The organism is Streptomyces sp. NPDC104581, from assembly GCF_055583685.1.
Genome location: NZ_JBVJNN010000005.1, coordinates 217,390 through 238,999 on the forward strand (window position 1 = coordinate 217,390; position 21,610 = coordinate 238,999).

At 71.0% G+C, this 21,610-nt stretch carries 23 protein-coding genes; 17 read left to right on the forward strand and 6 right to left on the reverse strand.

Annotation, left to right across the window (positions count from 1 at the left end; genetic code table 11):
* Positions 1-92 precede the first annotated feature (92 nt).
* Together recR and ACZ61E_RS07085 are read left to right on the forward strand one after the other, a co-directional pair.
* Positions 93-692, forward strand: a complete 600-nt coding sequence (gene recR, locus ACZ61E_RS07080) for a recombination mediator RecR (protein WP_147873611.1) — start codon at positions 93-95, stop codon at positions 690-692.
* Positions 685-1,350, forward strand: a complete 666-nt coding sequence (locus tag ACZ61E_RS07085) for a DUF5063 domain-containing protein (protein ID WP_469698258.1) — start codon at positions 685-687, stop codon at positions 1,348-1,350. Before recR ends, ACZ61E_RS07085 begins: the two co-directional genes overlap by 8 nt.
* A 25-nt stretch (positions 1,351-1,375) precedes the next feature.
* Here the strand turns inward: ACZ61E_RS07085 and ACZ61E_RS07090 are convergent, their stop codons facing one another.
* Positions 1,376-2,215: a phosphotransferase family protein gene (locus ACZ61E_RS07090; RefSeq protein WP_469698260.1), complete on the reverse strand. Its 840-nt coding sequence runs from the start codon at positions 2,213-2,215 to the stop codon at positions 1,376-1,378.
* Between the two features lie 359 nt (positions 2,216-2,574).
* Here ACZ61E_RS07090 and ACZ61E_RS07095 point away from each other — a divergent pair, with 359 nt between their 5' ends.
* From ACZ61E_RS07095 to ACZ61E_RS07140, 10 genes are all read left to right on the forward strand, one after another.
* On the forward strand, positions 2,575-2,931 hold the full coding sequence (locus tag ACZ61E_RS07095; protein WP_469698261.1) for a hypothetical protein: 357 nt from the start codon (positions 2,575-2,577) through the stop codon (positions 2,929-2,931).
* The gene (locus ACZ61E_RS07100) at positions 2,928-4,739 is read left to right on the forward strand and encodes an alpha/beta hydrolase (RefSeq protein WP_469698263.1); all 1,812 of its coding nucleotides are present in this window, start codon (positions 2,928-2,930) and stop codon (positions 4,737-4,739) included. The genes ACZ61E_RS07095 and ACZ61E_RS07100 overlap by 4 nt, the downstream gene beginning before the upstream one ends.
* Positions 4,740-4,840: 101 nt before the next feature.
* Positions 4,841-5,329 carry a hypothetical protein gene (locus ACZ61E_RS07105; RefSeq protein ID WP_469698265.1) on the forward strand — a complete coding sequence of 163 codons (489 nt, stop codon included), beginning with the start codon at positions 4,841-4,843 and terminating at the stop codon, positions 5,327-5,329.
* 138 nt (positions 5,330-5,467) lie between these two features.
* Positions 5,468-5,923 carry an SRPBCC family protein gene (locus ACZ61E_RS07110; RefSeq protein WP_469698266.1) on the forward strand — a complete coding sequence of 152 codons (456 nt, stop codon included), beginning with the start codon at positions 5,468-5,470 and terminating at the stop codon, positions 5,921-5,923.
* Positions 5,924-6,145: 222 nt separating this feature from the next.
* A complete protein-coding gene (locus ACZ61E_RS07115) occupies positions 6,146-6,292 on the forward strand; it encodes a hypothetical protein (RefSeq protein WP_469698268.1) in 147 nt (48 codons plus the stop codon).
* Between the two features lie 50 nt (positions 6,293-6,342).
* Positions 6,343-6,846: a Uma2 family endonuclease gene (locus ACZ61E_RS07120; protein ID WP_469698270.1), complete on the forward strand. Its 504-nt coding sequence runs from the start codon at positions 6,343-6,345 to the stop codon at positions 6,844-6,846.
* A gap of 122 nt (positions 6,847-6,968) precedes the next feature.
* Complete coding sequence (locus ACZ61E_RS07125) at positions 6,969-8,240, forward strand: aspartate kinase (RefSeq protein ID WP_469698305.1); 1,272 nt, start codon at positions 6,969-6,971, stop codon at positions 8,238-8,240.
* 98 nt (positions 8,241-8,338) lie between these two features.
* Positions 8,339-9,397 (forward strand): aspartate-semialdehyde dehydrogenase, encoded by a 1,059-nt coding sequence (locus ACZ61E_RS07130; RefSeq protein ID WP_469698272.1) that lies wholly within the window; start codon positions 8,339-8,341, stop codon positions 9,395-9,397.
* Between the two features lie 309 nt (positions 9,398-9,706).
* Entirely contained in the window at positions 9,707-10,369 is a 663-nt protein-coding gene (locus ACZ61E_RS07135) for a SigE family RNA polymerase sigma factor (RefSeq protein ID WP_469698274.1), read from the forward strand.
* 308 nt (positions 10,370-10,677) lie between these two features.
* Positions 10,678-11,736 (forward strand): hypothetical protein, encoded by a 1,059-nt coding sequence (locus tag ACZ61E_RS07140; RefSeq protein ID WP_469698275.1) that lies wholly within the window; start codon positions 10,678-10,680, stop codon positions 11,734-11,736.
* Between the two features lie 207 nt (positions 11,737-11,943).
* On the opposite strand, the gene ACZ61E_RS07145 is transcribed toward ACZ61E_RS07140, so the two are convergent.
* The 3 genes from ACZ61E_RS07145 to ACZ61E_RS07155 form a co-directional block, all read right to left on the reverse strand.
* Positions 11,944-12,699, reverse strand: a complete 756-nt coding sequence (locus ACZ61E_RS07145; protein WP_469698277.1) for an SURF1 family protein — start codon at positions 12,697-12,699, stop codon at positions 11,944-11,946.
* A 147-nt stretch (positions 12,700-12,846) separates the two neighbouring features.
* Complete coding sequence (locus ACZ61E_RS07150; RefSeq protein WP_469698278.1) at positions 12,847-14,724, reverse strand: S9 family peptidase; 1,878 nt, start codon at positions 14,722-14,724, stop codon at positions 12,847-12,849.
* A complete protein-coding gene (locus ACZ61E_RS07155) occupies positions 14,717-14,902 on the reverse strand; it encodes a hypothetical protein (protein ID WP_469698280.1) in 186 nt (61 codons plus the stop codon). The genes ACZ61E_RS07150 and ACZ61E_RS07155 overlap by 8 nt, the downstream gene beginning before the upstream one ends.
* Before the next feature lie 157 nt (positions 14,903-15,059).
* Here ACZ61E_RS07155 and ACZ61E_RS07160 point away from each other — a divergent pair, with 157 nt between their 5' ends.
* A complete protein-coding gene (locus ACZ61E_RS07160; protein WP_469698282.1) occupies positions 15,060-16,103 on the forward strand; it encodes an alpha/beta hydrolase in 1,044 nt (347 codons plus the stop codon).
* Here ACZ61E_RS07160 and ACZ61E_RS07165 read toward each other — a convergent pair.
* Positions 16,039-16,692 (reverse strand): TetR/AcrR family transcriptional regulator, encoded by a 654-nt coding sequence (locus ACZ61E_RS07165; protein WP_469698284.1) that lies wholly within the window; start codon positions 16,690-16,692, stop codon positions 16,039-16,041. The two genes, ACZ61E_RS07160 and ACZ61E_RS07165, sit on opposite strands and share 65 nt — an antisense overlap.
* A 121-nt stretch (positions 16,693-16,813) precedes the next feature.
* On the opposite strand from ACZ61E_RS07165, the gene ACZ61E_RS07170 reads away from it, so the two are divergent.
* Both ACZ61E_RS07170 and ACZ61E_RS07175 read left to right on the forward strand, forming a co-directional pair.
* Positions 16,814-17,647: an SDR family NAD(P)-dependent oxidoreductase gene (locus ACZ61E_RS07170; RefSeq protein WP_469698286.1), complete on the forward strand. Its 834-nt coding sequence runs from the start codon at positions 16,814-16,816 to the stop codon at positions 17,645-17,647.
* A gap of 248 nt (positions 17,648-17,895) precedes the next feature.
* Complete coding sequence (locus ACZ61E_RS07175) at positions 17,896-19,020, forward strand: serine hydrolase domain-containing protein (RefSeq protein ID WP_469698306.1); 1,125 nt, start codon at positions 17,896-17,898, stop codon at positions 19,018-19,020.
* Between the two features lie 36 nt (positions 19,021-19,056).
* On the opposite strand, the gene ACZ61E_RS07180 is transcribed toward ACZ61E_RS07175, so the two are convergent.
* Positions 19,057-19,239, reverse strand: a complete 183-nt coding sequence (locus tag ACZ61E_RS07180) for a hypothetical protein (protein WP_469698288.1) — start codon at positions 19,237-19,239, stop codon at positions 19,057-19,059.
* Positions 19,240-19,357: 118 nt separating this feature from the next.
* Here ACZ61E_RS07180 and ACZ61E_RS07185 point away from each other — a divergent pair, with 118 nt between their 5' ends.
* Both ACZ61E_RS07185 and ACZ61E_RS07190 read left to right on the forward strand, forming a co-directional pair.
* Complete coding sequence (locus ACZ61E_RS07185; protein ID WP_469698289.1) at positions 19,358-19,927, forward strand: flavoprotein; 570 nt, start codon at positions 19,358-19,360, stop codon at positions 19,925-19,927.
* A 185-nt stretch (positions 19,928-20,112) separates the two neighbouring features.
* A complete protein-coding gene (locus tag ACZ61E_RS07190) occupies positions 20,113-21,519 on the forward strand; it encodes a twin-arginine translocation signal domain-containing protein (RefSeq protein ID WP_469698291.1) in 1,407 nt (468 codons plus the stop codon).
* Positions 21,520-21,610 lie beyond the last annotated feature (91 nt).

Here is a 21,610-nt window from a genome sequence, read left to right on the forward strand (position 1 = left end):
GCGCCGCAGCAACTACGGTACGAACAACTACCGTACGAGCGGGTCGAGTACCGACCGCAACCTCCACCTCGCACCTCAGGAAAGGCAGTCCGTTGTACGAAGGCGTGGTCCAGGACCTCATCGACGAACTGGGCAGGCTGCCCGGCGTCGGTCCCAAGAGCGCGCAGCGGATCGCCTTCCACATCCTCCAGGCCGAACCGACCGACGTCCGCCGCCTCGCGCACTCCCTGCTCGAAGTGAAGGACAAGGTCCGCTTCTGCGAGGTGTGCGGCAACGTGGCGCAGGAGCAGCGCTGCGGCATCTGCCGCGACGCGCGCCGCGACCTGACGGTCATCTGCGTCGTCGAGGAGCCCAAGGACGTCGTGGCGATCGAGCGCACCCGCGAGTTCCGCGGCAAGTACCACGTGCTCGGCGGCGCGATCAGCCCCATCGAGGGCGTGGGCCCGGACGATCTGCGGATCCGTGAGCTGCTGGCCCGTCTCGCCGACGGTACGGTCACCGAACTGATCCTGGCGACCGATCCCAACCTGGAGGGCGAGGCCACGGCCACGTATCTCGCACGCATGATCAAACCGATGGGCCTGAAGGTCACACGCCTTGCCAGCGGTCTGCCCGTGGGGGGCGACCTGGAATACGCCGACGAGGTCACGCTGGGGCGTGCCTTCGAGGGGAGACGACTGCTCGATGTCTGACGCAACGCTGCACTCCGCCACGCAGGACCCGAACGACTTCGCGGTCCAGATCGCCGATCAGGTCGAGAGCTTCATGGTCGCGGTCACGGAGGTCGCGAAGGGCGACGAGCCGGACAGCGCCGTGCCCTTCCTGCTCCTGGAGGTCTCCCAGCTGCTCCTGGCGGGCGGCCGGCTGGGCGCGCACGAGGACATCCTTCCCGACGAGCGGTACGAGCCCGACCTGGGCCCGGAGCCGGACGTCGACGACCTGCGGGAGCGCTTCGCCGCGATCCTCGAACCGATCGACGTGTACTCGGAGGTCTTCGACCCGTACGAGCCCCGCAAGGCGCCGGTCCCGTGCCGTATCTCCGACGACATCGCCGACATCGTCGCGGACCTGCGGCACGGCATGGCGCACTACCGCGCGGGCCGGACGACCGAGGCGCTGTGGTGGTGGCAGTTCTCGTACTTCTCCAACTGGGGCTCCACCGCGTCCGCCGCACTCCGCGCCCTCCAGTCCCTGGTGGCCCACGTCCGCCTCGACCAGCCCCTCCCGGAGCTGGACGGCCTGGACACGGACCAGGACCTCGGCGAGGACGCGCTGGAGGAGGAGGCGGGCCGGGTGATGGCACAGGAGCTGGGCTCGCTGGGCATGCGCCCGGTGGCGGACCCGGCGTAGCGCGCGCCGGGCGCCCGGCCGTCTGTCACGGATGCAGCCACGCCAGCGCGGCGAGGCTCTTGTCCAGGTAGGCGGCCCGCCCGGTCTCGATCCCGTAGGCCATGTCCTCCAGGACACCGCACCTGGCGTAGAAGGCGGCACGGGCCCCGAGCGCCTCGGCCCGTTCGCCGCCCGCCCCGTAACCGCGCAGCGCCCCGTCCAGCGCGGCGGCACCGAGGTCCCGGTACAGCAGCCCGAAATCACGGGCCGGATCGCAGATCGCGGCATCGCTCCAGTCGATGACACCGGTGCACGTCCACGTCGTCTCGTCGACCAGCACGTGCTCGATCCCGAGGTCGTTGTGCGAGAAGACGAGGGGATGTCCCTCGTCGGGCGGCGGCTTCCCGAGGAACGCCTCGACGGCGGGACGGTGTGCCGCCGGCACGCCGGCCACGATCACGTCGTACGTCTCGGCGGCCTCCTCCAGCCACACCGCGCCCGGCTGGTCGTCGACGTCCACCAGCCGCTCCGCCTCCCCGGCCGGAACCGCGTGCAGCGCGGCGAGCAACTCCCCGAGCCGGGCGCCGATCACGGCACCGTGAGCCGACCGTCCCGCGGGGGGCAGCTCGATCAGCGGCCGGCCGGGGAGGCGGAAGTAGCCCAGGCAGCCCTGCTCGGCATCGGCGAAGGCCGGTTCGGGAACGGCCAGCGTCGCCACCCCGGCGACGGCGGCGAGCAGCCGGACCTCACGGTTCACGACGGCGGCCCGGCGCACCGGATCGGGCTCCTTGCTGAACCGTACGATCAGCTCCCCGCCGACCTCGTAGGCGACGTTGTCCTCACCCTCCCCGAGCACCACCACGGCCCCGCCCCGATACCCGGGCATCCGACGGCCCACGACACCCCGCACAAACCCGTCCCGCTCCCCGCCCCCACTACCCATACGCAGGACCCTAGCCCGCGAACCCGCCAGGCCCACCGGACGGGTTCGCGGGGCCGCGGATCTGGGAGCGAGTGCTCTTGCGCACCCCGTGTCCGAGCTGCTACGTGCCGTGACGGTTGTCCGGTCAATGATCCATTTTCCGCTTGCCTTCGGCACCGGTCGCCCGGCTACTGTCACTCGCAACGCACAGCGTGTGCGCGTGGGGTGACCGGGACGGGGGAGCGGTGTCGTATTCGCAGGGGTGGCAGGAAGTGTTCACACTCTCGAACCTGCCGACGCCGACCGGGGATTCGGGAACCGGGATGTCGCCGGCTTCGGCGGACGACACGGGCGCGGGCCGGGGTGCCGGCGGCCTCAAGCACAGCGCCGGACCGTGGACCAGCGCGTCGGGCACCGCAGCCTCACTGCGGACCAGCACGGAGAAGAGCCGCGCACGTCTCCGTCCGGCGCACGACGGCGTCACGGCGGGCGCGGCGGGCTTCTCGGCGGTGGACGCACTGACCGAGGTCCTCGAATCGTGGGAGAAGCGGCTGGCCGCGGTGCGGGGTGAATGCGCCTATCTGGACGGGGCCTTGGGGAAGGTCGCCAAGGAGATGGGCGAGACCGACACCGCGGTCGAGAGGTCCGTGCGCAGCGTGGACGCGGGTGCCCGCCGGTGACGGGCACGGCACTGACGTGGCAGCGGCTGCGGGATCTGAAGCGGCCGGAGTTCGAGGACGCGGGCGACGGCTGGCACGAGGTCTCCGGGAGAGCCGACGCCGACCGTGTCAGGACCGACAAGGCCATGACGGCGAAGCTGCGTGACACGCAGGACAGCGAGTCGGCGAAGGCGGCTGTCGCGAGGCTGGAGCGGCTGAGCCGCAACTACCAGTACATCCAGACCGAGTCGGGTCTGATCCGTACGACCCTGAACGGTCTCGCCGCGGAGTTGGCGGACCCGCAGCGGGAGTTGACACAGGCGCTGGACGAGGCCGAGCGCCTGAAGTTCACCGTCCGCACGGACGGCTCGATCAGCTACCCGGCCGCAGTCGTCTGCGGGGACCCCCTGGCGGGCGAGAAGGGTGAGAAGAACGTACCGGGCGGCACCGCGCAGGGCACGGCGCGGCTCCCCCTGGAGCCCCATCCGGGGCTGAACGGCCGGCCCGCTTTCGACCTCGACCCCAACCCGTACGCGGCCATGGCCCAGGACATCGCGGACCGCATCGCGCGTGCGGTGCGCTCGGCCACCGAGATCGACCGCCGGTACGCGACCGCGCTGCGGAAACTCAAGGCGGCGACGGGACTCGACGTCACGGAGGCCACGCTGAAGGACGTGGCCGGTGACACGGCGGCGGTGCGGAGGGCCGCGAGCGGCTACTTGGGTGAAGGGGTCCCGTTCGACAAGTCGCCCGCCGAGCGGAAGGATTGGTGGGACGGGCTCACCGAGGAGCAACGGCAGGAGTACCTCGGCGTGGCCCCGGACCTGATCGGCAACCTCGACGGAATTCCGGCGGTGGCGCGTGACGAGGCGAACCGGAACCATCTTCCGGTGCTGATCGACTCGTTGGAGAAGAGGAGCGGTGACGACGCTCGAACCCTGCTGGGTGGGCTCAAGGCGATCGAGGACAAACTGAACGAGCCTTCGGTCCCAAGGATGTATCTGCTGGGCATCGGTGACGAAGGCAACGGTCGTGCCATCGTGTCCTACGGAAATCCCGACACCGCGAAGAACGTCTCGGCCTACGTGCCGGGGCTGGGCACCAAGTTGGACGAAGAGTTCGCAGGGGGCACCATGAAGCGCGCTCATGACACGGTGATCGGCGCGCGACGGTACGACGAGTCCAGCGCGTCCATCGTCTGGCTCGGCTACGACGCCCCGCAGAACGTGGATGTCATGAGCAAGGGCGATGCCGAGAGGGGTGCCCCTGCCTACAACGAATTCATGAGCGGGCTGGGAGCCACCAATGAGAACAAGGATCCTCATTTGACCGCGATCGGCCACTCGTACGGCTCGCTCGCCGTAGGGACCGCGGCTCAGCGGGATGGTGGCATTCCGGGCGCGGACGACATCATTCTGGTCGGAAGCCCCGGCACCGGAGCCGACAAGGCTGAAGATCTCGGCGTCGGAAAGGGTCATGTCTATGTCGGGGCAGCCGACAACGACGTGGTGACCCAGCTTCCCTCGAAGCAGCAGAGCGGGGCAGGCTACCTCGGCCTGCTGGCCGGCGGACCGCTGGGCGCCTATGTTGCCGGCGACCTCGCCGACAAGGGTGACGACGACCTCTATTTCGGCAAGGACCCGGCCAGCGAGGCATTCGGTGCCACGCGATTCGAAGTCGACCACGGGCTCCGCCCAATTCGTGACATGGGTGGAGTCGACGCCCACTCCCAGTACTTCACCCCGGAAAAGGATCCGGTGGGTGCGGATAATATGGCCAAGATTGTTGCCGGAAAGCCTGAAGGAATTAAGAGGGAGGATTGGCGGTGAGGCGGAAGACGATGTGGGTTCCGTCCGTTCTCCTTCTGATGGGTGGGCTGCTGGGTGGGTGCGCAGCGCCCGGCACGGAAAAGACGGGAGTGACCGCGACCATGGACATGCAGGACGCCGCAGAGCGTGCTGACGGCATGCTGGGTGCGACAGTCGATGCGATCGAACCGCGAGTGCAGTGGGCCCACGGTCAGACCACTTCAGGTAACTGTGAAGTGACGCGGCGTCGCACCGTACTGACGGTCATTTCTGAGGAGCGTCGCGGAAACTTCCTCGGCATGGTGGAGCGGTTCTGGAAGAAGGCCGGTTACGAGATCTATTCCGTGAATCCCAGTAGGGAATATCCGGCCATCTTTGCCAGGGCGTCAGACGGGTTTGCGATTTCCTTGTTGATCGGCGACAAGGGCCAGGCCTTCTTCGAGGTCGACACCCCCTGCGTCGAGGAATCCAAGGTCGCCGCCCCCACCGCCGAACCCAACGGCCCCGCCTACGAGGGCGTCGAGGTTCCCCGTCCCAACGTGCGCTCCGACTTCTGGTCCGCCGAGACCCCCGTCGCCTCACCGTCTCCCTGGTCGAGCACTCCGACGTGATGCCTGGCGGCCGAGCCCGAGCCGCAACCCGTTCGCCCGGGTTCAGCGGCCCGAGTGGCGGGGGGCGGGGGGCGGAGGGAGAGTGAAGTGTCGACCCTCTGCCACTCTGACCGTCGGACCTGCGAGGAGTGAACCGCTGTGAGTGGACAGTTCGAAGCAGTCACCGAGATCGACCGGCCGGTCGGGGACGTCTTCGCGTATCTCGCGGAGGGGACGAACGATCCGGAGTTCAGCCCCCGGGTGCAGAGCATCACCAAGGAGCCGGCGGGCCCCACGGCGGTCGGCACCGTGTTCCGGAGCGTGGTGAAGGACGCGGGGATGACGACCCGGCGCGAGCTGCGGATCACCGAGCTGGAGACGCCGACCAGAATCCGCTGGACCGAGACCTCGAAGAACGTGGTGACCTCCCGCGAGGGCGGCTACGACCTGGAGGCGATCACGGGCGGGAGGACGCGGGTGCGGCTGTTCAACGTCCTGGAGGGGCACGGCATCGGCAAGCTGCTGGTGGGCTTCGCCCTCGGCGCGGCCCGCAAGGACGCACCCGGGTTCGGTGAACGCATCAAGAACGCGGTCGGGGCGTCCCGCCCGGTTTGAGGTCCGGCTCGAACCACACGTACTTTCCGAACGGCCGCTCGTCCGTGCCCCGTCGCGACGCGATCGCCTCGTCGAGCATCGGCCCGCGGGCAGCTCGAAGCGGCCGAGCTGGGCGGGGAGTTCGCTGCTTCCAGTGTCGGCCGCGATCTCCGCGATGCGCCGGAACAGCTCCTCGTGCGGCCAGTGGTCCAATCGCGCCGACGCCCTGCACCCACCTGGCAGGTGACGTTGCCGCAGGTCGCCCGCCGCGCCGACGCCCTGCGCGCGGCGGCCGGCTTCAAGACCCGCCCGATCCCGCGTCCGGCCCACGGCGAACTCGTGCAGGCCTTCTCACGCGACGGCGCGGAACTGCTGCGGGCGGCCGAATGAGCGTCCACGAGCTGCCGGTCGGGTCACCATGGAGGGGAGGAGGCGACGCCATGACCCCCAGGACCCCCGCCCGGCCGCAGATGTCCTTCGACGAGTTCGAGGAGCTTGCCCGACGTGCGCCAGAGATGGTGCGGCTGGAATTCATCAACGGAAAGGTCCAGGTCAAGACCGTGCCGGACGGTCACCATGGCGAGATCGTCATGTGGCTGCTCGAACATTGCATGCGGCAGCGGTCGGATCTTCGCCTCTACCCGGAACAAGGGCTGAAGGCCGACGCTTACCGGAAGGGCCGCGCACGTCCGGACGGCTCACTCGCGCCGAGGGAGAACTTCGTAGGACAGGGTGAGTGGGCCGAGCCAGGCGGGGTCCTGATGACCGCCGAGGTCCCGTCACGCGACACGGACACGCACACGCACACGGACAAGCGGGGGGCCGCCGCCCGTCCGCCGTCCTCCGCCAATCGGGCGGGATCGGCGTGTGACCCGGCCCACGTTCCGCGTGGCCCGCGCCAGACCGGGCATGGATGTCCACCGGGCCGCCGCACCGCCTCCTGAATGATCAGACCGTGAGCGGGACATCTCACGATGCGATATCTCCGAGGCGGAATGCGGCTGCTCGTTAGACTGAGCCGACCGCAGTGATGAACGACTGCGGCATGACTGATCGAGGAGCGCACGTGGGCCTTGTCGTGCAGAAGTACGGAGGCTCCTCCGTTGCCGATGCCGAAGGCATCAAGCGCGTTGCCAAGAGAATCGTCGATGCCAAGAAGAACGGCCACCAGGTGGTCGTCGTGGTATCCGCGATGGGCGACACGACGGACGAGCTGACCGACCTCGCCGAGCAGGTGTCCCCGATCCCCGCGGGTCGGGAACTGGACATGCTGTTGACCTCGGGGGAGCGCATCTCCATGGCGCTGCTCGCCATGGCGATCAAAAGCCTGGGCCACGAGGCCCAGTCGTTCACGGGCAGCCAGGCCGGAGTCATCACCGACTCGGTCCACAACAAGGCGCGCATCATCGATGTGACGCCCGGCCGTATCCGTACGGCGCTGGACGAGGGCAACATCGCCATCGTCGCCGGGTTCCAGGGCGTGTCCCAGGACAAGAAGGACATCACCACGCTCGGCAGGGGCGGCTCGGACACCACGGCCGTCGCCCTCGCCGCCGCGCTGGACGCCGAGGTCTGTGAGATCTACACCGACGTCGACGGCGTCTTCACCGCCGACCCCCGGGTCGTCCCGAAGGCCCGGAAGATCGACTGGATCTCCATCGAGGACATGCTGGAGCTGGCGGCGTCCGGCTCCAAGGTGCTGCTGCACCGGTGCGTCGAGTACGCACGCCGATACAACATCCCGATCCACGTCCGCTCGTCCTTCTCCGGACTCCGCGGCACCTGGGTCAGCAACCAGCCGCAAGGGGACCAGCAGGTGGAGCACGCCATCATCTCCGGAGTCGCCCACGACGTCTCCGAGGCCAAGATCACCGTCGTCGGCGTCCCCGACAAGCCGGGCGAGGCCGCGGCGATCTTCCGTTCCATCGCGAACGCGGAGATCAACATCGACATGGTGGTGCAGAACGTGTCCGCCGCGTCGACCGGGCTGACCGACATCTCCTTCACCCTCCCCAAGACCGAGGGCCGCAAGGCCATCGACGCCCTGGAGAAGGCGAAGGGCACCATCGGCTTCGACTCGCTGCGCTACGACGACCAGATCGGCAAGATCTCGCTCGTCGGCGCCGGTATGAAGACGAACCCGGGCGTCACCGCCGGGTTCTTCGAGGCGCTGTCCGAGGCGAACGTGAACATCGAGCTGATCTCGACCTCCGAGATCCGCATCTCGGTCGTCACCCGTGCCGACGACGTGAACGAGGCCGTGCGCGCCGTGCACACCGCCTTCGGGCTCGACTCCGAGTCCGACGAGGCCGTGGTCTACGGCGGCACCGGGCGATGAGGGCCGGACGATGAAAGGCATCGGGCGATGACGGGAACTCGCTGGCCGAAGGCGACAACTCACCGGCCCCGGACGGGAAGTCGCGGAAGCGCGGGCCGATGAACGCCCGGCCGACGCTCGCGGTCGTAGGCGCGACCGGGGGCGTCGGCGCCGTCATGCTCCAGATCCTGTCGCAGCACGCCGACGTCTGGGGCGAGATCCGTCTGCTCGCCTCCCCCCGCGCGGCCGGCCGCAAGCTGGCCGTACGGGGCGAGGCGACCGAGGTGGTGGCGCTCACCGAGAGCGCGCTGGCCGGCGTGGACGTCGCGCTGTTCCTCGTCCCGGACGCCGTGTCCGCCCAGTGGGCACCCGTCGCCGTGTCCCAGGGCGCCGTCGTGGTGGACGCGTCCGCCGCGTTCCGGATGGACCCCGACGTACCGCTCGTCGTACCCGAGCTGAATCCGCATGCCGCGCGGCTGCGCCCGCGCGGCATCGTCGCGAGTCCGAGCTGCGCGACGATGCCGATGATCGTCGCGGTGGGCTCGCTGCACGCCGAGTTCGGGGTGCGTGAGCTGGTCGTGTCCTCGTACCAGGCGGTCAGCGCCGCCGGACAGGACGGCATCTCGGCGCTGCGCCGGCAGATGTCGGCCGTGGCCGGTACGGAGCTGGGGACGAGCCCCGGCGACGTACGGCGCGCCGTGGGCGACATCACGGGCCCGTTCGGCGGTCCGCTCGCGCTCAACGTCGTGCCGTGGGCGGGATCACTCATGGCGGACGGCTGGTCCTCCGAGGAGATGGCGATCCGCGAGGAGACCCGTAAGGTCCTGGACCTGCCCGATCTGAGGATCGCGGTGACGTGCGTGCACGTCCCCGTGGTCACCGCGCACTCGCTCGCGGTGCACGCGCGCTTCGAGGGCCCTGTCACGGTCGACCGGGCGCACGAGATCCTGGCGACGTCCCCGGGAGTGGTGCTGTTCGACAACCCGGCGGCCGGCGACTTCCCGACCCCGGCGGACGTGGTCGGCACCGACCCGACGTGGGTGGGGCGGGTGCGGCGTTCGCTGGACGACGAACGGGCGCTGGAGCTGTTCGTCTGCGGCGACAACCTGCGCAAGGGCGCGGCGCTCAACTGCGCGCAGATCGCGGAGGCCGTGGCGGGGGAATTCGCGGGTACGTAGAGGAGCGGGGGAGCAGCGGGGAACCCACCCCCGGGGCGACCCGCGACGCTTTGTAGGATCTGTGAACGCCCTGTGAGCGAATCGCTGGTCTGTACCACTTGAACTGCGGTGTTCCGGTGGCGGACGATGCTTTTTCGGCTTTCCGCAACCACCGGTTGACCGGAAACGTCTAAGCGGTCGCCCCTGTGTGGTGCCGTGGGTCAATGGGGCATGTGGGGGAGATCGGTTACGCATGGGGACAATTGGTGCATCGTCAAATGCGGGCGCGAACGCGTACAACCCTGGGCGGGGGAAGCGTGTCCAACAGGCGTGGCAGAGGTTCTCGATTTCACAGCGGTCGTCCCGGTTCGCGGCACTTCGGTGCGGCCGGCCCGGCGACCCCGCAGGCCCGGTGGTATGCCGGTGATCGCTCCCATGCCAGCGGCACGCCCGACCGGTATCACGGACCGGCGCGAGGGCGCTGACGACGCGATGGCATCCGGTACCACCGTCGACCACCTGACCGAGACCTACCGACAGCACTACCGCTCACTGCTCGGCCTCGCGGCTCTGCTCCTGGACGACACCGCCTCGTGTGAGGACGTTGTGCAGGAAGCGTTCATCCGCGTCCACTCCGCGCGCAACCGTGTCCGCGAGCCGGAGAAGACCCTCGCGTATCTGCGCCAGACGGTCGTCAACCTCTCGCGCTCCGCGCTGCGCCGCCGCATCCTCGGCCTCAAGCTGCTGTCGAAGCCGATGCCGGACATGGCGAGCGCCGAGGAGGGCGCGTACGACCTGCTGGAGCGCGACGCGCTGATCAAGGCCATGCGCGGCCTCCAGCGCCGCCAGCGCGAGGTGCTCGTGCTGCGCTACTTCGCGGACATGACGGAGGCGCAGGTCTCCGAGACGCTCGGCATATCCCTGGGCTCGGTGAAGGCGTACGGCTCGCGGGGCATCGCGGCGCTGCGCGTCGCCATGGAGGCCACGGCATGAGCGGGTACGAGCACGATCAGAACCACGGAAGGCCGGAGGGGCCGGACGGCCCGACGGGCGAGTCGACTGGAAATGGAACTGTGAACAACGGGCCGGAAGAAGAACCGGGCGGAGACCTCCACAGTGTGGCCGACGGCGCGCGAGGCGCGGCCGACGACGGGCCACGGGCTGACGACGGGCCACGGGCCGACGGGCGGGCACCGGCCGACGCCGGACCACCGGCCGGCCGTGACCCCCACGACCCCGGGGCCGGCAGCGGCGGCCCTCCGGCCGGTGGCCCTCCGGCCGACGGTGGTCCTCGGCCGGATGTGACGCAGCCCCTCGCGTCGCTCTTCGGTGACGCCGCGGGCGCGGGCGGCGACGGCGACGGCACCGCGACCGTCGACGAACTGGCCCTGCGCCGCCTCCTGCACGGCGCCGTCCAGCAGATCGAGCCCTCCGACGGCGCCCTCGACCATCTGCGCAGGGCCGTTCCCGCCAGGCGCGCGCGCAAGCGCCAGGCGGTCGTCGGCGTCGCGGCTGCCGCGCTGCTGTTCGGTACGGCGGTCCCGGCGTTCGTACACGTCGCCAACACCGGCAGTTCCTCGGACGGCGAGTCTTTCAACGTGGGCCACGGGGAGCAGGTCCAGGGCGGCACCGGCTCCGACGGCGGCCCGGAGAACGGTGAGAAGGACGGCGCCCACCCCTCGGACCGGGCGGACAGCGACGAGGGCGGATCCGCCGACAAGGAATCGCCCGAGGCGGGCGATGGCGGGGTGACGGGCGGTACGACGGGCGGCGAGGGCCGCGACCCGGAGAGCAGCTTCACCAGCGCGGTGGCGACCTGTGACGCCGACCAGCTCGGTGTCATCTCGGCCGAGACCGGCGAACCGCAGGCGGACGGCACGGTCTACGGCAGCTTCCGCATCTCGAACATCTCGGGGACCAACTGCTCGGTCAGCGGCAACGGGTCCGTGGCCTTCCAGGCGATGGGCGCCGCCGACCCGAGCAAGATCGAAGTGGTGAACCACCAGCCCGGCGACCCCGCGAGCGACCTGCCTCATCCCTCGCAGGAGGCGACCGCTCTGGTGCTCGCGCCCTCGGGGGCGTACGAGGTGAAGTTCGCCTGGGTGCCGACCGACACCTGCCCGACCGGCGAACCGTCACCGGACCCCACGCCCACGGAGGGCGACTCGGGCGGCGCGACGAACGGCACCGGGACGACGCCGATGGAGCCGACACCGCAGCTCGGCAGCGACGAGGGGCCGAAGGACGGCAGCATCGACGTCGTGCACACCCCGGAGCCCGGATCGACACCGGCGGCGACGACGATCGACAACGCGTGCGCGGGGACGATCTACCGGACGGGCGTGCTGGAAGCGTCGTAGCGACCGGGTCGCGCGGGGAGGGCTGGGGTCTGTCGTTTGGATCTTGCCGGGCTCGCGTGCCCCGGCACGCACGCTCTCCCCCGGAGGGGGCACGGGAGGTGCCCCCTGCGTTGGTGGCGGAGGAGGGAGCCATGCTTCCCTCCGCCGCCTTGCGATCGCACGCACCGGACCCCGCTCACTCATCCGGCCTGATCCAGACGACAGGCCCTACGCCGCGGTCTCCAGCCCCAGCGCGCGGTCCCTGACGGCCTCGGTCTCGCGCCGGAACAGCCGGAACCACATGAAGAGCAGGAACGCGACGAAGACGAACCACTCGCCCGTGTACCCGAGGTTCTGGAACGCCTTCAGATCGAGGCCGGTGCCCTCGGGCCGCTGAGGCGGTACGGGCGTCAGCCCGGCGGCGTCGGGCTCGGTGACCGTGACCCAGGCGTCGTACACCGCGTACGGCACGAGGTTGACCAGCGACGCCCCGTTGATGATGCCGACCTGTCCGCTCGGCAGCCCGCCACGGGTGTGGGCGCCGTCGGTGCCCGCGTTCTCCGGCGCCTGGAGCGCGCCGGAGACGGTGACCTCACCCGTCGGGACGGACGGCACGTCCGCACCGGCCGGCAGCCAGCCGCGTACGACGGGCAGCGCCCGGCCGCCGTCGGTCCGCAGCAGCGCCAGCACGTACGAGCCGGACTTGTCGTCCAACTCCCGGTACGGGACGAGGAACTGCTCCCCGTACGTACCGCTCGCCGTCGCGTGCCGCCCGGACGTCTCCTGACTGACCGGCAGCAACTCGTCGACCGGCGCGGCGGCCCGATCCGCCGGATCGGGCGCGGCCTCGGCACTCCGGTGCGAATCGACGCGGTCCTCGAAACGGCCGAGCTGCCAGGTCCCCATGAAGACGCAGAAGGGGATGGCCAGCAGCACGAAGACATTGATGCCCCACCACCGGGGCGTCAGCAGGAACCGGTACACCCCTCTAAGGTACGCAGCGCCCCGCCCGGCCCACGGAGCGGGTGGCTCCTGGGCGGCCGGGGAGGCTCGGTCAGCGGCCCCCGCGTTCCCGCGTTCCCGCGTTCCCCGGACGGGCCGCGAGACGCGGGCCCGTCCGGCGATGCCGCGCTACCGGAGGTGGCGTTCCGCGAAGTCCAGCTCCAGGGCGACCTGCTTGATCCGCTCCTCCACCACGAGCGACCCGTGCCCCGCGTCGTACCGGTACACCTCGTGCGTCGCGCCCCGAGCCGACAGCCGGTTCACGTAGTTCTCCACCTGCTGGATCGGGCAGCGCGGGTCGTTCAGACCCGCCGAGATGTAGACGGGCGCGCGCACCGCGTCCACGTACGTCAGCGGCGACGACGCCTCGTACCGCTCCGGGACCTCCTCCGGCGTGCCCCCGAGCAGCGTGCGGTCCATGGACTTCAGCGCCTCCATCTCGTCGTGGTACGCGGTGACGTAGTCGGCCACCGGTACGGCCGCCAGCCCCACCGCCCACACGTCGGGTTGTGTGCCGAGCCCCAGCAGCGTCAGATAGCCGCCCCACGAGCCGCCCGAGAGCACCAGCTTCGCCGGGTCGGCGAGACCGGACGACACCGCCCACTCGCGTACGGCGGCGATGTCCTCCAGCTCGATCAGCCCGACGCGGTGCTTGAGCGCGTCCGTCCACTCGCGGCCGTAGCCGGTGGAGCCGCGGTAGTTGACCCGTACGACCGCGTAGCCGTGGTCCACCCACGCCGCCGGGCCCGCCGTGAACGAGTCCCTGTCGTGCGCGGTCGGTCCGCCGTGCACCTCGAAGACCGTCGGGAACGGACCCTCACCCCCGGGCCGCTGCACCAGCGCGTGGATCCGCCCGCCGGGCCCCTCCACCCACACGTCGGTCACCGGCACGGATCCCGGCGCCTTCGAGCCAGGCGGGTCGAGTACGACGCCGCCCGACGTCGACCGCACCACGGGCGGACGCGCCGCCGACGACCACAGGTACTCCACCGAGCCGTCCGGCCTGGCCGTCGCGCCCGACACCGTGCCGGCGGGCGTCTCGACCCTGGTCAGCGCGCGCGCCGCGAGGTCGTAGCGCCACAGCTCGCTACGCGCCTCGAAGCTGTGCACGATCAGCAGCGCGGACCCGTCCGGATACCACTCGGCCGACACGTCCCCGGGCAGCTCGATCGCCAGATCGCTCTCCTCGCCCGTCGCCACGTCCCACACGATCGGCTCCCAGCGACCGCGCCGCTGATGCCCGACGAGGAGGCGGGTGTCGCCGTCCACCGGTGCGAAACCGAGTACGGACAGGCCCAGTTCGACCTCGCCGTCCTTGGTGTCATCCAGCTCGGCGACCGCCGTGCCGTCGAGGCGCACCACGCGCAGCGCGGAGTGCATCGCGTCGCCGTGCTCGGTGTGCTCGACGGCGATGAGCGTCCCGTCGTGCGACAGATCGCCGACGCCGGCCGACTCACGGTGCCGGTAGATCTCGACCGGGGCCGCGCCACCGGCGGGCAGGACGTGGATCGTGGAGCCGTCCTCGTCGGTCGAGCAGCCGACGACCGCCGTCCCGTCCCGGCCGAGCGCGAGCCCGCTCGGGTAGGCCGCGTCGATACCGGGCGTCGCGACCTCGTCGGTACCGCGCACGCCTCCGGCGGCCTCGCCCGCGGCGGCCTCCGCCTCGCCCGCGCCCGCTGCCTCCGCGTCGAACGGCTGCCGCATCCAGACGCCGAACTCGTCGCCGTCGGTGTCGTTGAACCACCAGATCCACCGGCCGTCGGGGGTCAGCACGCCGTCCATGGTGCCGTTGGGGCGGTCGGTGACCTGCCGCTGCGCCCCGGTGGCGCGGTCCCACGCGTACAGCTCGTACGTACCCGTCGCGTTGGACACGAACAGCGCGCGGTCGGGCGCGTCCTCGGCCCAGTCGGGCAGTGAGACGCGGGGCGCCCGGAAACGCTTCTCCCAGTCGGGGGCCGCTTCGGATGAGACGGGGGCGTCGGGCAGGTGGTCGTTCTTCTCAGTCATGCGCTCCATTCTGCTGCTTCGGGAGTGACGGCCGCGGGGTACCGGCGGGTCCGGGGTGGTACGTCCGTCCCGGCGCGGGCGACGGGGCCGGGGTTCGGGCCAACGCGCGGTCCTCCGGCAGGAGCCGCTGGTTGATGAGCGCGTCCAGTTCGTCCTTGAAGCGCTGATTGGGTCCCATGCCGCACGATCGTACGTTCAGTCAATCGATAAAACTAGCCGAACGATCGTGCTAGCGTCTGGTCGGAGGAGCCGGAGCAGGAAACAGCGCAAGCGTCGTAGCGGGAACCAGGGCAAGCGCCCTGACCGCACAGCGACCCGAGGAGAGCGAACGCCGCATGGATCTCGCCGTGACAGCCGTCCGCACCGCCCTGAACGCCGCGTCGTACGTCTCACCGGGCCCGGCGGGCAGGGCCGTCTTCCACCTCTTCCGCAAGCCGCGCGGTCGCAGCCGCCTGCGGCCCGACGAGCGCCCGGTGATGGACCGCGCCCAGGTCGGCGGGACAGCCGTCGGCGGAGGGAGAGCCGTCAGCTACCGGTGGGGAACGGGCGAGCGCCCCGTACTGATCGTGCACGGCTGGGAGTCGCGCGCCTCGCGCTTCGCCCCGCTCGTGTCCGAACTGCTGGACCTCGGCCTCAGCCCGGTCGCCTTCGACGCTCCCGGCCACGGCGAAGCGACCGGCGAGACGATGACGATCCTCGACCTGCGCGACATCATCGCGGCGCTGGACGCGGAGCACGGGCCCTTCGAGTCGGTCGTGGCGCACTCCCTCGGTGTCACCGCCACGTTCGTCGCCGCACGCGAGCGCGGGGTGCGGGCGCAGCGGATCGTGGCCATCAGCGGTGTGCCCGACTTCGCGTATCTGGTGGACGGCTTCTGCGCGGGGCTGGGGCTGCGGGAGCGGCTCAACCGCGAGCTGCGGGGGCGGATCGAGCGGGAGCTGTTCACCGGCGAGGGCGACGTCTGGTCCCGCTTCTCGGTCCCGGGGGCGGGCGGGGGTCCGGCCGCCGTTACGGGCACGGGCGGGGGCGCGCGTACGGCGGCGGATACGCCCGCGGCGCCGGCGGGCGGGGGCGCGCGTACGGCGGCGGGCGCGTCGTCGTACGCCTCGTCGTGCGCGTCGTCGTGCGCGTCGTCGTTCCTGGTCGTCCACGACGAGGACGACGAATTGGTCGACCCCGCGGCCTCACGCGAGCTCACCGCGGCGCTCAACGCGGCCCCCGGCGACCGGGCCCGGCTGGTCGTCACCCGGGGCCTGGGGCACCGGCGGATCATCGGTGACCGCCAAGTCATCGCGTCCGTCAGGGACTTCGTGGTCAGCGCGACGCCGGCACGAGCGGCAGCAGCGCCGGATCCGTCGCCACGGACCGCAGCCGGCTGAGGATCGCCTTGGCCGCCTTGGCGTAGCAGGTGAAGTCGTCGTGGAGTACGGACTCGGCGTTGGCGCCTTCGAGGAGCGACACGAGCTCGAAGGTGAGCTGGGGGACATCGGTGTCGTCCCGCGCCTCGCCCGCCTCCTTGGCGTCCTCGATGTTCCGCGCCACGAACGCGACCCAGTCGAGGCGGGACTGCGCCACGGCGTCGTGCACCTTGCCCTCGCGCGCGTCGTACTCGGCCGAGACCGCGTAGAAGAAGCAGCCGCCGGGGAAGACCCGGTTCTCGGAGTACGCGAGCCAGCCGTCGCACAGCCGCCGGATCCGGTCGAGCCCGGCCGGCAACTCCAGGACGGGGCGCACGACATGGTCGATGTACACCTTGGCGGCGGCGCGCACGGTGGCGAGCTGGAGCTCCTCCTTGGAGCCGAACAGGGCGAACACCCCGCTCTTGCTCAGCCGCAGCTCCCCGGCCAGCCGGCCGAGCGACAGACCGCCGAGACCTTCGACCGAGGCGATCCGGACGGTGTGCTTGAGGATCAGTTGGCGGGTCTGGTTCCCCCGTGCGATGCGTCCGTCGGTGCTGGTAGCTGTCACACGGCCAGTGTACTAACCGGACGACCGTGCGGTCATTGCTCGCGGAGACCGCCGACGCCCCTGGGCGTCCGCCCGGCCGGAGCCCTTCCGCCGGCCATGTGTCCCGGTCCAGGCTGACCTCATGACTGAGATGACGCCGAGTACGCGTACGGGCGCGGGGACTGACCGCGTCGCCGTGGTGACGGGTGTGGCGCGGGGCATCGGCCGCCGGGTGGCCGAAGTCCTGGCAGGGGAGGGTTACGCGCTGGTCCTGGCCGACCTCGTGGACCCGGCGGACACCCTCGCCTCCGTGCGCGCGGCCGGGGCGGACGCGTTGACCGTGGTCGGGGACGTCGCGTCGGAGGCGTATGCGAACGGGCTCGCCGACCGGGTCCGCGAGCGCTTCGGCCGGGTGGACGCGCTCGTCAACAACGCGGGCGTCTCGCTGCTCGTCCCGGCCGAGGAGACGACGGCCGACCAGTGGCGCCGGGTGCTGGACGTCAACCTCACCGGGCCGTTCCTGCTCTCCCGCGCGGTGGGCCGGCTGATGCTCGCGGCGGGCGCCGGCTCGATCGTCAACATCGCGTCGATCGCCGGACTGCACGGGGTCTCCGACCGCGCGGCGTACAACGCGAGCAAGCACGGCCTGATCGGCCTCACGCGCACGCTGGCGGGGGAGTGGGGAGGCAGAGGCGTACGGGTCAACGCGGTCTGTCCGGGCTGGGTGAAGACGGAGATGGACGCGGCCGACCAGGCGTCCGGCGGCTACACGGACGAGGACGTCGTGGACCGGGTGCCGATGGGGCGGTTCGCCGCGCCCGACGACATCGCGCAGGCGGTGGCGTTCCTGGCGGACCCGGCGCGCAGCGGCTTCGTGAACGGCACCGCGCTGCCGGTCGACGGCGGCTGGACGGCGGACGCGAGCTGGAACTCGCTGCGTCTGCGCAAGCGCCCGGACGCAGCTCCGGACCGATGAATTCACCGGCCGTCCGGGGTCTCTTCTACGACAGCACGGGCGGCGACGCGAAAAGGTGAACCATGACCAAGGCGACGGAATCGACGGGCGGGACGGGCGCAACCGGTGCGACGGGTGGGACCGGTACGACGGGCACGAAAGGCGCAATCGGTGCGACGAGTGTGACGGGTGCGACCGAGACGACGGGTGGGACGGGGACCGCTTCGACCGGTGCGACGAGTGGCACGGGCGCGACGAACCTCCACGACCTGCTCAAGGCGTACGTGGACGAGGGACCGCTGCCGGGCGTCGTCGCCATGGTCGCCCGGGGCGACCGTACCGAGGTGGCGGAGGTCGGCTCGGCCGACGCGGCGGGCACGACACCCCTGGCCAGGGACGCGATCTTCCGCATCGCCTCGCTCACGAAGCCGGTCGTCGCCGCCGCGGTCATGACGCTGGTCGAGGACGGCCGTATCGCGCTGGACGACCCGGTCGACCGGTGGCTGCCCGAGCTGGCGTCGCCGATGGTCGTACGGACACCGTCCGGCCCGGTCGACGACGTCGTCCCGGCCGCCAGGGCGATCACCGTGTTCGACCTGCTCACCTTCCGCTCCGGGCACGGCTTCCCGTCCGACTTCTCGCTGCCCGCCGTCACCCCGCTGTTCAGCGAGCTGAAGCAGGGCCCTCCGCAGCCCCAGCAGGTCGCCGCGCCGGACGAGTGGATGGCGACGCTCTCCCGTATCCCGCTGCTGTACCAGCCGGGCGAGGCATGGCTCTACAACATCGGCTCCGACATCCTCGGCGTACTGATCGCCCGGGCCACGGGCCGGTCGCTGCCGGAGTTCCTCGCGGAGCGGATCTTCGAACCGCTCGGCATGCGTGACACGGCGTTCGCGGTGCCGGCCGCCGAGCGTGAGCGCGTACCGCACTACTACCGGCCGGACGGCGCGGGCGGCCTCGAACCGGTCGACACCCCGGACGGCCAGTGGAGCAGCGTGCCGCCCTTCCCGTCCGGCGCCGGCGGCCTGGTCTCGACCGTCGACGACCTGCACGCCTTCGCCGGGATGCTCCTGGCCAACGGCATGGCGGGGGACCGGAGGCTGCTCTCACCCGCGTCCGTCGCCGGTATTACCACCGACCACCTGACCCAGCCCCAGCGCGACGCGAGCACCCTGTTCCTGGAGGGCCAGGGCTGGGGCTTCGGCGGCTCGGTGGACATCGCGCCGGTCGACCCCTGGAACGTGCCGGGCCGCTACGGCTGGGTCGGCGGTACGGGGACCGCGGCGCACATCACACCGTCCACGGGCACCGTGACCATCCTGCTGACGCAGCTGGAGGCGACGGGCCCCGTACCCGCTCCCCTCCTGCGCGACTTCTGGCGCTACGCCTCCTGACCCGTCGTCACCGCCGGGTCCCCGTCCCTGTGACCGTCACCGCCGACGGCCGCGCCCCCGCGCCTGCCACCCGGCTCCGACACCGGCCAGATGCAGGGCGATGAGGGTGAGTGCGACGAGCGTCAGGCTCGTCGTACCGAAGACCACGTCGGTCGACGTCTTGGTGGCGTTGAGTATGAAGGCGATGAAAAGGACCACCGCCGCCGCGATTGCGAGCATCTGCTCTCTCCTGCCGAACATGTCGATGGATGGCCAACCATGTCCGGAATGACGGTGGTTGGTTCGTCGCCGACCGTGTGCCCCGGAAGGGGGGCCGCAGTCCTGCCAGACTGTGACGATGAGTGAAGCGCGTACGTCCCGCGGCGTCCTCGGAGTGGTGGCGTCGGCGTCCGGCGGGCTGGAGTCGCTCCGTACCGGCCTGGTCGTACCGGCCATGGCCCGCGGCTGGCGGGTGGCGGTGACCCTGACCCCGACGGCGGGCCGCTGGCTCCGGGCGTCCGGCGAACTGGACCGTCTGGAGACCCTCACCGGCCTCCCGGTCCGTGATCACCCCCGGCTCCCCTCGGACCCACGCCCGCACCCACCCGTGGACTGCTACGTGGCGGCCCCGGCGACGTCGAACACCGTTGCCAAACTCGCCCTGGGCATCGCCGACAACCAGGCGCTCACCCAACTCACCGAGGCCCTGGGCACCCCCGGCGTGCCGGTGATCGTCTTCCCCCACATCAACGCCGCCCACGCCCGCCACCCCGCCTGGCCCACCCATCTCACCCACCTCCGGCAGGCGGGGGTCCACCTGATCCAGGGCCCCGGCGTCTGGCCGCTCCACGAGCCGCGGGCAGCCCCTCCGAAGCGCGAACTCCCCTGGGCGGAAATCCTGCGGGCGCTGGACGACGCGACGCGGTGACGCGGTGACGACCCGAGGCGGCGGCGCCGCGACGCGGTCCGCGGTACGGGACCCGCGCGGCCAAATCGCGCTGCCGGAAGGGTCGTTGGTGTCGATCCCAAGTGGTATAGACCCTTGTGCCGTGTTTGTTGCCGCTGCCATGCTTGACCGCGTTCGGACATCCGGCCCGTGACAGGAGTGCCCGTATGCCCGCCCTTCCTCCGCTCTCCCGCCGCCGGTTCCTCGGTACCGCCGGCGCGCTCGGGGCCGCCGCCGCGTTCGGTCCGCCCACCGCCGCGAACGCCGCCCAGAACGGTGTCGTACCGATCGCCTGGGGGAGCCTGGGTTCGTATCCGGGGTCCGACGCCGCCGGAAGGCGGGTGACGGCGATCCTCGCGGGCAGCTCCCGCTATTTGATCGGGCCCTGGTACGCGGGGACGTACACGCGATACCTCCCGGACGGCTACATCGATCTCCGGGGCACCGACGAGCGGGCGATCCGGCTGCCCGCGATGGCGGCCGTGGCCGCCACCACCGCGCTGACCACCGGCACCTACGACCCGCGGACGCTGTCCGCCGCCAACGCCACCATCCGGACCCGCAACCTCATCCGTACGCTCGCCGCCCGGCACCGCGCGAACAACGCCGACACCGCGACGCGTTGGGGCAACGGCTGGCAGACCGCGCTGTGGGCGTACTACACCGCGCTGGCCGGCTGGCTGTTCTGGGAGAAGCTGGACACCGCCGAGCGCGGTCACCTGGCCGCCATGCTGGCCTGGGAGGCCGACCGGCTGACGACCGGGAACGACGTCCATCTCATCGGCACCGGCGGCGAGCAGCTCTACATGACCCGCCGCGACGGCACCGTCGTCACACCCGGCGACAGCAAGGCGGAGGAGGACAACTGGAGCGCGGCGGCGCTCTCCCTGGCCGCGGTGATGATGCCGAACCACCCCAACGCCGCCCGCTGGACGCGCCGCAACGTCGAACTCCTGCTGGCAGCGGCGGCCTGCCCGCAGGACCTCACCAGCGACGAGACGATCAACGGCATCCGGCTGTCGACCTGGCTCCGGGGCACGAACATCGCCGACGACGGCACCCTCCAGAACCACGCGCGCCTGCACCCGCTGTACATGGTGGCGTTCGACCAGAGCCTCTACCAGGGCTTCGTCTTCGGCCTCGCGAACCGCCCCGCACCCCGGGCGGCCCTGCACAACATCAACCGCACGTACGGCGCCCTGGTGGACAAGCCCTTCCCGCTGCCGGGCGGCGGCACCAGCCCGATCTACCGCGAGAACTCGGCGGAGATCCATTACCCCGAGGGCAACGACTGGGGCACCCACTTCCCCTTCTACTTCGGCAACTTCGACCTCCTGGTCACCCTCACGGGCCAGGACACCGGCATCGACCCGCCGGCGGCGAAGTGGGAACGCCTCCACAACGAGGCCCAACTCTCCCTGATGTCCCGCTTCCCCGACGGCCGCACCTACGGCCCCAACGCGGAGAACACCTACTACGGCCGCGAACACCGCATAGGAGCCATGGCCGCCCAGGCCTACCTGACCCTCTTCCTCACCCGCAACACGACAGGCAACCGCCTCCGCTGGACCTAGGTGTATTGACCCGCAGGGTTGTTGACGCGGGTGATGGGTGGCTGGCCGCCGAGTGCGGTGTGGCTGCGGTGGTGGTTGTAGGTGTGGAGGA